Below are 12,971 nucleotides of genomic sequence, written 5' to 3' on the forward strand. Positions count from 1 at the left end.
TTACTCTTTCGTTTTGGGGGGCGATTGCTGGAAATGTTCCACCAATGCGATGCGCTGCTTGCGCCCCAGCCCGCGCAGGCGCCGGCTGGGTGAAATACCTAGTCTATCGATAAGCGTGTGGGCGCGGATCTCGCCGACACCCGGAACGGACTCGAGCAGGTCCATGACCCGCAGCCGGCCGATGGCCTCGTCCTGGGGTACCAGCTCCAACAGGTCGGTGATGCTGAGCTTGCCGGCGCCGAATTGGTTCTTGATCTCGGCCCGTCGCGTGCGTGCCGCCAACGCCTTTGCCCGTGCGCGAATACGGTCCTCGTCTGAGAGTTCTCGCAGTACCATGCCTCTTGCCGCCAATCCATCCATAGGGTCAAGCACCAGGGCAAACAGCCCTGAACTGAAGATAACCAATCGAGCGCCCCGATGCAATGGTTAATCGCGCTGTGGCTACCACAAATGCGTGAACAACCGGAAAATTCCGGTCATTGGGCCCAAAGCGGCGCCACGGGTGTAAGCAAGATCATCCCGGGAATGCCGCTCCGCGTCCGATCCCGGCCCCACATGCACCGATGCGTCCGGGGCGGGAGCCTGTCCACGGATGGCGCCCGACCGGGCCAACGCGGGCCACCCAAGGGGCACCGGCGCCGACCCTGGCGGGACAAGGATGCCCCCGGCGCGACCCCCTTGGGGGTAGCGCCGGGGGCATCGAAAGCATCCGGCTGCCGGTGCTTCGCTTCCCAGGCCTAGAGCAGGGAATCCCTGGTGGCGGCGGCGGCGGCACGCAGGGCGTCGGGGCCGGGGCCGGCCCTGAGCACGTCGCGGCTCGAGGTTCCCAGCACCTGCGGCCAGAAGGCCCCGAAGGACGCCTTCATGTCCGCGCCCGTCGCGCCCTGGGCACCCAGGCCCGGGGCCAGGATCGGTGCGGCGGAGGCAGCCAGGTCGATGCCCAGCTCCTCAAGCGCCGCGCCCACGGTGGCGCCGATGACCAGGCCGGTGGAACCGAACGGGGAGGCCCCGGCGTTCTCCGTGCCCACGGCACCGATGATGCCCTTGGCCACCGAGGAGGCGCCGCCGACGTGCTGCACGGTCTTGCCTTCCGGGTTGGAGGTCAACCCCAGCACGAACACGCCGCGGCCGGTGGCCGCCGCAAGGTCCAGCGCCGGGCGCAGCGACTCGTAGCCCAGGTACGGACTCAGCGTCACCGCGTCGGCGGCCAGCGGGCTGCCCTCCCCCAGCCAGGCATCGGCATAGGCGGCCATGGTGGAGCCGATGTCCCCGCGCTTGGCATCGGCGATCGACAGCACGTGCCCGGCGGCGCACAGCGCCAGGGTTTCCTCCAGCACCGCCATGCCGCGCGATCCGTGGCGCTCGTACAGGGCAACCTGCGGCTTCAGGGCCGCGACGTGCCCGGCCAGGGCCTCGACGACGGTGAGGGAAAAGCTGCGCAGCCCCGCCACGTCGTCCTCCAGGCCCCAGGCGGCCAGCAGGGACGGGTGCGGGTCGATGCCCACGCACAGCGGGCCGTGCGCGGCCATCGCCGCGGCCAGTCGCTGCCCGAAGGCGGTGCGCCCGGCCGCCGCGGCGGCCCGTGCCTCGGGGCTAGGCATTGGCGCCGTCCTTGGCAGCCGCTGCGGCCGCGTCGGCCTCGGCGATGCCGGCGGCCTGCAGGGTCTTGGCGTGCTCCTGCAGCGAGGTCACCGACCATTCGAAGTGGCGCATCGCGTCGATGGCCTGGATCGCGGCGCCGAACTCGGCGACCGTGGTGATGATCGGGGTGCCCACCGAGACCGCTGCGGCGCGGATCTCGTAGCCGTCCCCGCGCGAGTCGCCGCCCGAGGGGGTGTTCAGGATCAGGCTGATCTCCCCGTCGGTGATCAAGTCGACGATGTTGGACTCGCCCTCGACCTGGCCCTCGCGGACCTTGCGGACCACGGTGGAGGGGATGCCGTTGCGGCGCAGCACCTCGGCGGTGCCGCCGGTGGACACGATCTCGAACCCGATGTCGGCCAGGTGCTTGACCGGGATCACGATCGAGCGCTTGTCGCGGTTGGCGACCGAGACGAAGACCTTGCCCTTGGTCGGCAGCGGCGAGTTGGCCGCGGCCTGCGACTTGGCGAAGGCGGTGTCGAAGTACTTGTCGATGCCCATGACCTCGCCGGTGGAGCGCATTTCCGGGCCGAGCAGCGAGTCGACGACCTTGCCCTCCGGGGTGCGGAAGCGGGCGAAGGGAAGCACTGCCTCCTTCACCGAGACCGGGGCGCCCTCGGGCAGGTTGGCCCCGTCGCCGGATTCCGGCAGCAGGTGGTGCACCGAGCGCAGGTGGGCAATGGACACGCCGACCCCGATCATCGCCGCGGCCTTGGCCAGCTGCACGCCGGTGGCCTTGGAGGTGAACGGCACGGTGCGGCTGGCACGCGGGTTCGCCTCGATCACGTAGAGCACGTCGGAGGCCAGCGCGAACTGGATGTTGATCAGCCCGCGCACGCCCACGCCCTCGGCGATGGCGCGGGTGGCTTCGACCACGCGGTCGCGCACGTCCTGGCCCAGGGTGATGGGGGGAAGCACGCAGGCGGAGTCCCCGGAGTGGATGCCGGCCTCCTCGATGTGCTCCATGATGCCGCCGACGTAGAGGTCCTTGCCGTCGAACAGGGCGTCGACGTCGATCTCGATGGCGTCCTCGAGGAACCGGTCCACCAGCACCGGGTGGTCCTCGGTGATCTCGGTGGCGTTGGTGATGTAGCGGGCGAGGTTGGCCTCGTCGTACACGATCTCCATGCCGCGGCCGCCGAGCACGTAGCTTGGGCGGACCAGGACGGGATAGCCGATTTCGTCGGCGATCTTCTTGGCCTCGTCGAAGGACACCGCGGTGCCGTTCTTCGGGGCGATCAGCCCGCCGGCATCCAGCACTCGCTGGAAGGCGCCGCGGTGCTCGGCCAGGTCGATGGCCTCCGGGGAGGTGCCCAGGATCGGCACCCCGGCGTCGGCAAGCTCCTGCGCGAGCTTCAGCGGGGTCTGCCCGCCGAGCTGCACGAACACGCCGAGCACCCCGCCGGTGGATTCCTCCGCGTGGATGACCTCCAGCACGTCCTCGAGCGTCAGCGGCTCGAAGTACAGGCGGGTGGAGACGTCGTAGTCGGTGGAGACGGTTTCCGGGTTGCAGTTGACCATCACGGTCTCGTAGCCGGCGGCCCGCAGCGCCATGGTGGCGTGCACGCAGGAGTAGTCGAACTCGATGCCCTGGCCGATGCGGTTCGGGCCCGAGCCCAGGATGATCACCGAGGGCTTTTCGTGAAGCGCGACCTCGGTCTCCTCGTCGTAGGAGGAGTAGTGGTACGGGGTGAAGGCCTCGAACTCGGCGGCGCAGGTGTCAACGGTCTTGAACACCGGGCGGATGCCCAGCGCGTGGCGGATGCCGCGCACCACCGCTTCGGTCTTGTGCGTGAGCTTGGCGATCTGCGCGTCGGAGAAGCCGTGGCGCTTGGCCTCGCGCAGCACCTCTTCGTTCAAATCCGGGTTGGAGCGGATCATCGCGGCGGTTTCGTTGATCAGCACCAGCTGGTCCAGGTACCACGGGTCGATGGCGGTCTTCTCGAAGACCTGCTCGATGGACGCCCCGCCGAGCAGGGCGCGCTGCACGTTGTACAGGCGCTCGGTGGAGCCCTTGACCGAGTCCTCGAGCAGCTGCTCGATCTCGAAGTCCATCGGCTTGTTGAACGCGATCTCGGACCCCTTCTGCTCCAGGGAGCGCAGGGCCTTCTGCAGGGCCTCGGTGAAGTTGCGGCCGATGGCCATGGCCTCGCCGACCGACTTCATGGTGGTGGTCAGCGTCGCGTCGGCGGCCGGGAACTTCTCGAAGGCGAAGCGCGGGACCTTGACCACAACGTAGTCCAGGGCCGGCTCGAAGGCCGCGGGGGTCTTGAGCGTGATGTCGTTGGGGATTTCGTCCAGGGTGTAGCCCAGGGAGAGCTTGGTGGCGATCTTCGCGATGGCAAAGCCGGTGGCCTTGGAGGCCAGCGCGGAGGACCGCGAGACGCGCGGGTTCATCTCGATGACCACGATGCGCCCGGTGGAAGGCTCGATGGCGAACTGGATGTTGCAGCCGCCGGTGTCCACGCCGACCTCGCGGATGACCGCGATGGAGATGTCGCGCAGGCGCTGGTACTCGCGGTCGGTCAGCGTCATGGCCGGGGCCACGGTGATCGAGTCGCCGGTGTGCACGCCCACCGGGTCGAAGTTCTCGATGGAGCAGATGACCACGACGTTGTCGTTCTTGTCGCGCATCATTTCCAGTTCGTACTCCTTCCAGCCCAGGATCGACTCCTCCAGGAGCACCTCGGTGGTCGGCGAGTACTGCAGGCCCTGCCCGGCGATGCGGCGCAGGTCCTCGGCGTCGTATGCCATGCCCGAGCCCAGGCCGCCCATGGTGAAGGAGGGGCGCACCACGACCGGGTAGTGCAGTTCCTCGACGGCGGCGAAGGCCTGCTCCATGGTGTGCACGATGACGGACTTGGCGGACTCGGCGCCGCAGCGCTCCACGACGCCCTTGAACTTCTCGCGGTCCTCGCCGAGCTCGATGGCCTCGATGTTCGCGCCGATCAGCTCGACGTTGTACTTTTCCAGCACGCCGGCCTTGTCCAGGGCGATGGCGGTGTTCAGGGCGGTCTGGCCGCCCAGGGTCGGCAGGATCGCGTCGGGGCGCTCCTTGGCGATGATCTTCTCCACGACCTCGGGGGTGATCGGCTCGACGTAGGTGGCGTCGGCGAACTCCGGGTCGGTCATGATGGTGGCGGGGTTGGAGTTGACCAGGATGACCCGCAGGCCCTCCTCCTTGAGCACCCGCAGTGCCTGGGTGCCGGAGTAGTCGAATTCGGCGGCCTGGCCAATGACGATCGGCCCGGAGCCGATGACCAGGACCGACTTGAGGTCTTCGCGCTTCGGCATTACTTCTCTCCCTGGGTGGAATCTGCGGTGGTTGCGGCGGCGTTCTTGGCCGCTGCCATGTTGGTGATGAACCTGTCGAACAGGTGGGATGCATCGTGCGGCCCGGAGGCGGCCTCGGGGTGGTACTGCACCGAGAAGGCCGGCAGGTCCAGGCAGTTCAGGCCCTCCACGACGGAATCGTTCAGCGAGATGTGGGACACCTCGACGCGGCCGAAGCGCTCCAGCGGGGCGTTCGCGGCGCCCTCGCGGGGTGCGTCGACGGCGAAGCCGTGGTTCTGGCTGGTGATCTCCACCTTGCCGGTGGCCTTGTCGAGCACCGGCTGGTTGATGCCGCGGTGCCCGAAGCGCAGCTTGTAGGTGCCGAAGCCCAGGGCACGGCCCAGGATCTGGTTGCCGAAGCAGATGCCGAAGTACGGGATCCTCGCCTCGAGCACCTGGCGGACCAGGTCCACCTGCACGTTGGCGGTGGCCGGGTCGCCGGGGCCGTTGGAGAAGAACACGCCGTGGGCGCCGGTGGCGGTGACGTCCTCGAAGCTGGCGTCGTGCGGAAGCACGTGGACGCGCACCCCGCGCTCGGCGAAGCGCTGCGGGGTCATCATCTTGATGCCCAGGTCGATGGCCGCGACGGTGTACCGGACCTCGCCGGTGTAGCCGTGGTCCGCCGGCTCCACGGTGTAGGCCTCCTTGGTGGAGACCAGCTCGGAGAGGTTCGCGCCCTCCATCGACGGTTGGGCGTTCACCGTCTTCACCAGTTCCTCGACGCTTGCCTTCGCCGCCTCCCCGGAGAAGATGCCGGACTTCATGGCGCCGCGGTCGCGCAGGTGGCGGGTCAGCGCGCGGGTGTCCACCTGCTGGATGCCGACGATGCCGCCGGCAACCAGGTCCTCATCGAGGGTGCGCTGCGCACGCCAGTTCGATGGGATGCGGGCGGCCTCGCGGACCACGTAGCCGGCGGCCCAGATGCGGGAGGACTCGGCGTCCTCGTCGTTGACGCCGGTGTTGCCGATGTGCGGGAAGGTCTGCACGATGATCTGGCGTGCGTAGGAGGGGTCGGTGAGGGTCTCCTGGTAGCCGGACATGCCGGTGGAGAAGACCGCTTCGCCCAAGGCGGTTCCGATGGCGCCGTAGCTACGGCCGCGGAAAACCCGTCCGTCTTCGAGCACCAAGAGGGCTTGCTCGGTTCCCTGTACTGCTGTCACTGGTTTTCCTTTGTTTCGGCGGGTGGTTCTTCGTTGTTGTCTGTTCCGGCAGTGCCCAGCGCGGCGATGCGCGCCAGGATCCCGGGGAGTTCTGCGTGGTACCGCGGGCGGAACCCGGTGTCCACGGCTTCGGTGCCCAGCATCCAGCCGATGACCAGCAGGCCGTCCTTCTCCACAAATTTCCCGGCCATGCCGCTGGAGCGCGACGCCCCGGTGATGGCGGCGGCGGGGATGAACACGTCGGGGGCGCCGTGGCGGGCCAGCAGCACGCCCTCGGGGTGGATGGACAAGTCTGCGTTGGTGCGGATGCCCAGGCGGTGGGCGGCGATGCGGTCCAGCCAGTCCCCGGCGGTGGTGGTGCACACGTACACGCCCTGCGCCGGTTCCCCGATGAAGTCGCCCAGCTCCGGGTCCCCGGCGGCGTCCAGCGGGATCCGCGGCGGGGCCGGCACGTCGGATTGCCGGCGCAGGCGGTTGCGCCAGCCCAGCAGGATCAGCGCCACCACCAGCACGATGACCGCCAGGGTGCCCAGGATGGCGCCGGTGTACTCGCCCATCTAGAAGGCCCCGGAGACGCGCGGGGTGGCCAGCTTGCCGCCCAGCACCGTGGGGTGCCCGTGGAAGAACACGGAGGTGACCTTGCCCGGCAGTTCCAGGCCCTTGAACGGGGAGTTCCGCCCCTTGGTGGCCATCGCAAACGGGTCCACGATCCAGCGGGCCTCGGCGTCCACCAGGGTGATGTTGGCCGGTTCGCCCATGGCCAGTTCGCGGCCCTGGTCCGCGACGCGGCCGATGGCCGCCGGGGCGGTGGAGGTGATGCGGGCGAAGTCGGCCCAGCTGATCATGCCGGTCTCGACCATGGTGTGCTGCACGACCGAGAGCGCGGTTTCCAGCCCGGTCATGCCCATGGCGGCGGCCGCCCACTCGCATTCCTTGGCCTCGGAGGGGTGCGGGGCGTGGTCGGTGCCGATGATGTCGATGGTGCCGTCGGCCAGGCCGGCGCGCAGCGCCATGACGTCGGCCTCGCGGCGCAGCGGCGGGTTGACCTTGTAGACCGGGTCGTAGCTCTTGACCAGTTCGTCGGTGAGCAGCAGGTGGTGCGGGGTGACCTCGGCGGTGACGTTGACCCCGCGGGACTTGGCCCAGCGGATGATCTCCACGGACCCGGCGGTGGAGACGTGGCAGATGTGCAGGCGGGAGCCGACGTGTTCTGCCAGCAGCACGTCGCGGGCGATGATCGATTCCTCGGCGACGGCTGGCCATCCGGCCAGGCCGAGCACCGCGGAGACCTCGCCCTCGTTCATCTGGGCGCCCTCGGTCAGGCGCGGTTCCTGGGCGTGCTGGGCGACGACGCCGTCGAATGCCTTCACGTATTCCAGCGCGCGGCGCATCAGCAGCGGGTCGAAGACGCAGATCCCGTCGTCGGAGAAGACCCGCACCTGGGCGCGGGAGTCGGCCATCGCGCCGATCTCGGACATCTGCGTGCCCGCAAGCCCGACGGTGACCGCGCCGACCGGGCGCACATCGACCCAGCCCGAGCGCTTGCCCAGCGACCAGACCTGCTCCACGACCCCGGCGGTGTCCGCCACGGGGTTGGAGTTGGCCATGGCGTGCACGGCGGTGAATCCGCCCAGTGCCGCTGCCCGGGTGCCGGTCTCCACGGTCTCGGCGTCTTCGCGGCCCGGTTCGCGCAGGTGGGTGTGCAAATCGACCAGGCCCGGCAGGGCGATCTGGCCGGCGGCCTCGATGACCGTGGCCGCGGCGGCCCCCGGGTGGGTGGCGGCGTCGGCGCCCAGTGCGGCGATCTTGCCGTCCAGGACCAGGATGTCGCTGGCCTCGTTGCCCAGCGGCTTGGCGCCGCGGATCAGGTAGCTGGTGTTGGTGCTCATGAGGATTGACTCCCGTTTCTTTACAGGCCGGCCGGACGGGTGGCGTCCGAGGGGGCGGGACGCTGCTGGTCCCCCGATAGCAGTAGGTACAGCACGGCCATGCGCACCGCCACGCCATTGGCCACCTGGGCCAGCACGGTGGAGCGGGGCGAGTCGGCCGCGGCGGAGGAGATTTCCAGGCCGCGGTTCATCGGGCCGGGGTGCATGATGATGGTTTCGCCGGTGTCGCGGGCATCCAGTGCCGCGAGCCGCGCGTCGTCGAAGCCCCAGAGCCGCGAGTACTCGCGGGTGTTGGGGAAGTAGGAGTCGTGCATGCGCTCGCCCTGCACGCGCAGCATCATCACCGCGTCGGTGCCGGAGGCCAGTGTGGCGTCCAGGTCGTAGCTGATGGTGCACGGCCACACGTTGGAGCCGTGCGGCAGCAGCGTGGGCGGGGCCACCATGGTCACCTCGGCACCCAGGGTGCGCAGCAGCCAGAGGTTGGAGCGGGCGACCCGCGAGTGCAGGATGTCCCCGACGATGGCCACGCGCATCCCGGAAAGGTCGGAACCCAGCGAGGTGTGCCCGTGCAGCGCGGACCAGTGGGTGCGCAGCGTGAACGCGTCCAGCAGCGCCTGGGTGGGGTGCTCATGGGTGCCGTCCCCGGCGTTGACCACCGGCGCGTCGATCCAGTCGGTGGCGGCCAGGCGGGCCGGGGCCCCGGAGGCGCCATGCCGGATGACCACCGCGTCGGCGCCGATGGCCTGCAGGGTCTGTGCGGTGTCCTTGAGCGACTCGCCCTTGGAGACCGAGGAGCCCTTGGCGGAAAAGTTGATGACGTCCGCGCTCAGCCGCTTGGCCGCGGCCTCGAAGGAGATGCGGGTGCGGGTGGAGTCCTCGAAGAAGAGGTTCACCACGGTCCGTCCGCGCAGCGCCGGGAGCTTCTTGACCTCGCGGGTGCCCACGGCGGCCATTTCCTCGGCGATGTCCAGGATCCGGATGGCGTCGGCGCGCGACAAGTCAAGGGTGGAGAGCAGGTGCTTCATGCGTGGGCCTCGATGACGACCTCGTTGTTGTCGGCCCCGTCGACCTCGGCCAGGTGCACGCGCACCTTTTCGGTGGTGGCGGTGGGCAGGTTCTTGCCGACGTGGTCGGCGCGGATGGGAAGTTCGCGGTGGCCGCGGTCCACCAGGACCGCCAGGCGGACGATGCGCGGGCGCCCCAGGTCGGCGATGGCGTCCAGGGCGGCGCGAATGGTGCGCCCGGAGTACAGCACGTCGTCCACCAGCACCACGACCTTGTCGTCGATGCCGGAGGCCGGAAGGCGGGTGGGCGCAGGGGTGCGGGTGGTGGAGCGGCGCAGGTCGTCGCGGTACATCGTGACGTCGAGCTGTCCGGTGATGGAGGCCGGATCCAGGCCCGGCGAGGTGGCGGCGATGCGCTGCGCCAGGCGTTGGGCCAGCGGGAATCCGCGGGACGGGATGCCCAACAGCACCAGGTCCGCCACTCCCTTGTTGGCCTCGATGATCTCGTGGGCGATGCGGGTGATGACGCGGTCGATGTCCTCGCTGGAGAGGACTATCCGGGCACTGACAGGCGCTGTGGCAGGGGCATGGTTCTGCTCGTTGCCCATGTGCGGCCTCCTTCCCCGCCTCACTGGACGGAATTTAAAGGTTGCTTGCTGGATCAAAATTATCACAGGCCGTGCCGCACGTAGGATTTGAGTCATGCGCGTTACCTCACACCCCCCGCAAGCCTCCCCGCACTCGGCCCCGCAGGACCCTTGGGCCTCCGCCGGCTCCCCCGGTTTCCCGGGCGTGCACGGCCTGCCCGGGTCCGCTCCCGCGCCCTTCGGTTCGCCGCCGGGGCGCCGGCACCGTTCCGGGTCCACGGCGGTGACCCTGGCGCTGGTGGCCTGCACCGTGGTGCTGCTGGGTGTGGGCTTCTTCCTGGCCGGGGCCTTTGGCTCCGGCACGGTGCTGTGGCTTGGCGCCCTGGCCATGGTGCCGCTGGCGCTGTGCCTGCTGGGGCTGCGCTGGGTGGACCGCTGGGACCCGGAACCGCGCGCCCTGCTGGCGCTGGGGCTGTTCTGGGGTGCCGGGGCCTCGGTGGCCGGGGCCCTGCTGGTCGGGGACGTGTTCATGGAGCTGTTCTTCGACCCCGCCGAACACCTGGACCTTGACCTCTTCGGCGCGGTGGTGCAGGCCCCCATCGTGGAGGAACTGGCCAAGGGCGCCGGGGTGCTGCTGATCTTCTGGATCAACCGCTCGCACTTCGACGGGCCCATCGACGGGATCGTGTACGGCGGCATCGTCGGTGCCGGGTTCGCGTTCACCGAGAACATCTTGTACTTCGCCTCCAGCTACATCGCCCCGGCGGCCGAAGGCGAGCTGGTCTCGGTCTTCGTGCTGCGCGGGCTGTTCTCGCCCTTCGCGCATGTGATGTTCACCGCATGGACGGGTTTCGCGCTGGGGCTCTGTGCCGCGCGCGGCAGGCGCGGGCGCTGGCCGCTGTACCTGCTGGTCGGCCTGCTGCCGGCGATGGTCGGCCACTTCCTGTGGAACGGCGGGGTCGGGATCTTCTTCGACAACTTCCTGGGCTTCTACTTCGTGCTGCAGGTGCCCTTGTTCGCCGCCTCGATCGTGGCCGTGGTGCTGCTGCAGCGCGGCGAGCGGAAGCTGACCGAGCAGCGACTGGACGAGTACCGGGCCAGCGGCTGGTTCACCGCCGCGGAGGTGGCGATGTTTGCCACCCGTGCGGGCCGGCGCAATGCCCGGCGCTGGGCGGCGGGCATCGGGCGCCGCCGGCAGATGAAGGATTTCACCGCCACCGCGATGAACCTGGCCGCGGTGCGCCAGCGGATCGTGGCCGGACACCCCACGGGCACCGACTTTGCCCGGGAGCTGGCGTTGCTGCACAACTCGCACGTGCAGCGGGCGCAGCTGCTGAACATGGCCTGAGTCCGGGGCCGCCGGGACGGAACCGCCGCGACGGTGCCGGCCGGTGCCGGGCCGCCAGGGTGTGCGGGTCCCCGCCGGAAGGCCGGCCGCCAGTCGGGAGGCGGGCGTTCGGCGTGTCGCGGTGCAACACGCCGAACGCCCGCTGCCTTGCCCGGTGGCCGCCGGTGCTACCCGAAGAGCTGGCCGACCCTCGAGAGGGTGGTCACGACCCCGTAGGCCAGCGGGATGCCGACCAGCAGCCAGCCGAAAACCAGCCGGCCGGTGGCGGGAATCACCGGGACGTCGGTGCCGCCTGCGGGGTTCACGGCGTCATGTGGTTGCGCTGGCATCTAGGATCCTTTCCTGGCGGAAGCGAGTTCTTCCTCCGGCTCGTGGTACTTTGCGTCGACCGGGCGGATGAGCGTGCTGGCGACGAAGCCGATGACAAGCAACCCCACCATGGTCAGCAGCACCGGCAGGTAGTTGTGCGCGTTCATCGTCCCGGGCTTGCCCTGGGCGTCCAACAGCCCGTTGACGATCAACGGCCCGGCAATGCCGGCGGCGGACCAGGCGGTCAGCAGGCGTCCGTGGATCGCCCCGACCTGGAAGGTGCCGAAGAGGTCCTTGAGGTAGGCCGGCGCGGTGGCGAAGGAACCGCCGTAGAAGCTGATGATGACCACGGCCATCGCCACGAAGAGCAGCATCGAACTGCCGCCGAAGAAGGCCAGCACCACGTAGAACAGGGCACCGGCGCCGAGGTAGACCATGTAGATGCGCTGGCGCCCGATCACATCGGAGGCGCTGGACCAGATGAAGCGCCCGGCCATGTTGCCGATCGAGAGCATGCCCACGAACCCGGCGGCCACCGCCGCGTTGACCGCGGAGTTCCCGTCGGCGCCGCGGAAGAAGTCCTGGATCATCGGGGAGGCCTGTTCCAGGATGCCGATGCCCGCGGTGACGTTGAGGAACAGCACGGCCCACACCAACCAGAAGCTGCGGGTCCTGATCGCGTTGGCCGCCGAGACGTGGGCGGTGGTGACCATCGCCGAGACCTTGGCCTTCGAGGGGTCCCAGCCGCGCGGCATCCAGCCGGGGGCCGGCACGCGGATGTTCAGCACCCCGTACATCATCACCGCGAAGTAGAGCACCCCCAGGGCCAGGAAGAGCTTGCCGACGGAGGAGCCGGAGGCGATCCAGTCCGCACCGTCGACGGCCGGGTCAAACCCGTCGAAGAACTTCAGCAGCGCAGTGGACATCGGGGAGGCGATCAGCGCGCCACCGCCGAAGCCCATGATCGCCATGCCGGTGGCCATGCCGGGGCGGTCCGGGAACCACTTCATCAGCGTGGACACCGGGGAGATGTAGCCGATGCCCAGGCCGATGCCGCCGATGAAGCCGTAGCCCAGGTACACCAGCCAGAGCTGCGAGGTGAAGATGCCGGCGGCTCCGACCAGGAAGCCGGCACCCCAGAAGGACGCGGCGACAAACATCGACTTGCGCGGCCCGCTGCGTTCGACCCAGGTGCCCATGATGGCCGCCGAGAGGCCGAGCATCACGATGGCGATGGAGAAGATGATCCCGATGGCGGTCTGCGAGAGGCCGAAGTGGCCGATCAGCGCGGACTTGTACACGCTGGTGGCGTAGGCCTGGCCGATGCACAGGTGCACGGCCAGGGCGGCGGGCGGGATCAGCCAGCGGTTGAAGCCCGGCGGGGCGATGGAGCGGGAGCGGTCGAGCCAATTCAACGTGTTCTCCTCTGTTCAAAGGTGGGCGCGAGTGCCACGGGGAACAAAAACCATGTGGTTGTCGGATTCTGCGGCCCAAGCACACAGTGTGGCACGATTCACAGGCCGGGCCGCGGCCCCGCGCCGGGGAATGCCGACTTGCCGCCGGGACGGGCGCCGCGAGAAGATGCGACATGCCGGCGGCTTGGCCTGCTGGCTGGGCCGTTTGGCCGCCGGGCCGCTGGGCCGCCGGGCCGTTTGGCCGCCGGGTCGATTGGGGACCGGCATGCCGGTTAACGCACCGCG

11 protein-coding genes are annotated in these 12,971 nt (G+C 69.4%); 1 reads left to right on the forward strand and 10 read right to left on the reverse strand.

Annotated elements, in window-relative coordinates; all coding sequences use genetic code 11:
* The 8 genes from mihF to pyrR form a co-directional block, all read right to left on the reverse strand.
* Complete coding sequence (gene mihF / locus J2T21_RS07325) at positions 1-336, reverse strand: integration host factor, actinobacterial type (RefSeq protein ID WP_307579994.1); 336 nt, start codon at positions 334-336, stop codon at positions 1-3.
* A gap of 401 nt (positions 337-737) precedes the next feature.
* A complete protein-coding gene (gene pyrF, locus J2T21_RS07330) occupies positions 738-1,601 on the reverse strand; it encodes an orotidine-5'-phosphate decarboxylase (RefSeq protein WP_307579996.1) in 864 nt (287 codons plus the stop codon).
* Positions 1,594-4,935 carry a carbamoyl-phosphate synthase large subunit gene (gene carB, locus J2T21_RS07335; protein ID WP_307579998.1) on the reverse strand — a complete coding sequence of 1,114 codons (3,342 nt, stop codon included), beginning with the start codon at positions 4,933-4,935 and terminating at the stop codon, positions 1,594-1,596. The genes pyrF and carB overlap by 8 nt, the downstream gene beginning before the upstream one ends.
* On the reverse strand, positions 4,935-6,134 hold the full coding sequence (gene carA, locus J2T21_RS07340) for a glutamine-hydrolyzing carbamoyl-phosphate synthase small subunit (protein WP_307580000.1): 1,200 nt from the start codon (positions 6,132-6,134) through the stop codon (positions 4,935-4,937). The genes carB and carA overlap by 1 nt, the downstream gene beginning before the upstream one ends.
* A complete protein-coding gene (locus tag J2T21_RS07345) occupies positions 6,131-6,691 on the reverse strand; it encodes a PH-like domain-containing protein (RefSeq protein ID WP_307580002.1) in 561 nt (186 codons plus the stop codon). Before J2T21_RS07345 ends, carA begins: the two co-directional genes overlap by 4 nt.
* The gene (locus tag J2T21_RS07350) at positions 6,692-8,023 is read right to left on the reverse strand and encodes a dihydroorotase (RefSeq protein ID WP_307580004.1); all 1,332 of its coding nucleotides are present in this window, start codon (positions 8,021-8,023) and stop codon (positions 6,692-6,694) included.
* 20 nt (positions 8,024-8,043) lie between these two features.
* The gene (locus J2T21_RS07355; protein ID WP_307580006.1) at positions 8,044-9,048 is read right to left on the reverse strand and encodes an aspartate carbamoyltransferase catalytic subunit; all 1,005 of its coding nucleotides are present in this window, start codon (positions 9,046-9,048) and stop codon (positions 8,044-8,046) included.
* Complete coding sequence (gene pyrR, locus J2T21_RS07360; RefSeq protein WP_307580008.1) at positions 9,045-9,635, reverse strand: bifunctional pyr operon transcriptional regulator/uracil phosphoribosyltransferase PyrR; 591 nt, start codon at positions 9,633-9,635, stop codon at positions 9,045-9,047. The genes J2T21_RS07355 and pyrR overlap by 4 nt, the downstream gene beginning before the upstream one ends.
* Positions 9,636-9,729: 94 nt before the next feature.
* On the opposite strand from pyrR, the gene J2T21_RS07365 reads away from it, so the two are divergent.
* Positions 9,730-10,962, forward strand: coding sequence for a PrsW family intramembrane metalloprotease (locus tag J2T21_RS07365; protein ID WP_307580010.1), 1,233 nt, complete (start codon positions 9,730-9,732; stop codon positions 10,960-10,962).
* 167 nt (positions 10,963-11,129) lie between these two features.
* Here the strand turns inward: J2T21_RS07365 and J2T21_RS07370 are convergent, their stop codons facing one another.
* A complete protein-coding gene (locus J2T21_RS07370) occupies positions 11,130-11,291 on the reverse strand; it encodes an MFS transporter small subunit (protein WP_307580012.1) in 162 nt (53 codons plus the stop codon).
* Positions 11,292-12,686, reverse strand: a complete 1,395-nt coding sequence (locus J2T21_RS07375) for an OFA family MFS transporter (protein WP_307580014.1) — start codon at positions 12,684-12,686, stop codon at positions 11,292-11,294. It abuts the gene before it with no gap.
* Positions 12,687-12,971 lie beyond the last annotated feature (285 nt).

Origin of the sequence: Paeniglutamicibacter psychrophenolicus (assembly GCF_030812255.1) — a bacterium.
GTDB classification, from domain to species: Bacteria; Actinomycetota; Actinomycetes; order Actinomycetales; family Micrococcaceae; genus Paeniglutamicibacter; species Paeniglutamicibacter psychrophenolicus_A.

What these genes read in the sequence shown, in the direction of transcription:
- mihF (WP_307579994.1), bottom strand. Translation starts at nt 336, where the DNA reads ATGGTACTGCGAGAACTCTCAGACGAGGACCGTATTCGCGCACGGGCA.
- pyrF (WP_307579996.1), bottom strand. Translation starts at nt 1,601, where the DNA reads ATGCCTAGCCCCGAGGCACGGGCCGCCGCGGCGGCCGGGCGCACCGCC.
- carB (WP_307579998.1), bottom strand. Translation starts at nt 4,935, where the DNA reads ATGCCGAAGCGCGAAGACCTCAAGTCGGTCCTGGTCATCGGCTCCGGG.
- J2T21_RS07345 (WP_307580002.1), bottom strand. Translation starts at nt 6,691, where the DNA reads ATGGGCGAGTACACCGGCGCCATCCTGGGCACCCTGGCGGTCATCGTG.
- J2T21_RS07350 (WP_307580004.1), bottom strand. Translation starts at nt 8,023, where the DNA reads ATGAGCACCAACACCAGCTACCTGATCCGCGGCGCCAAGCCGCTGGGC.
- J2T21_RS07355 (WP_307580006.1), bottom strand. Translation starts at nt 9,048, where the DNA reads ATGAAGCACCTGCTCTCCACCCTTGACTTGTCGCGCGCCGACGCCATC.
- pyrR (WP_307580008.1), bottom strand. Translation starts at nt 9,635, where the DNA reads ATGGGCAACGAGCAGAACCATGCCCCTGCCACAGCGCCTGTCAGTGCC.
- J2T21_RS07365 (WP_307580010.1), top strand. Translation starts at nt 9,730, where the DNA reads ATGCGCGTTACCTCACACCCCCCGCAAGCCTCCCCGCACTCGGCCCCG.
- J2T21_RS07370 (WP_307580012.1), bottom strand. Translation starts at nt 11,291, where the DNA reads ATGCCAGCGCAACCACATGACGCCGTGAACCCCGCAGGCGGCACCGAC.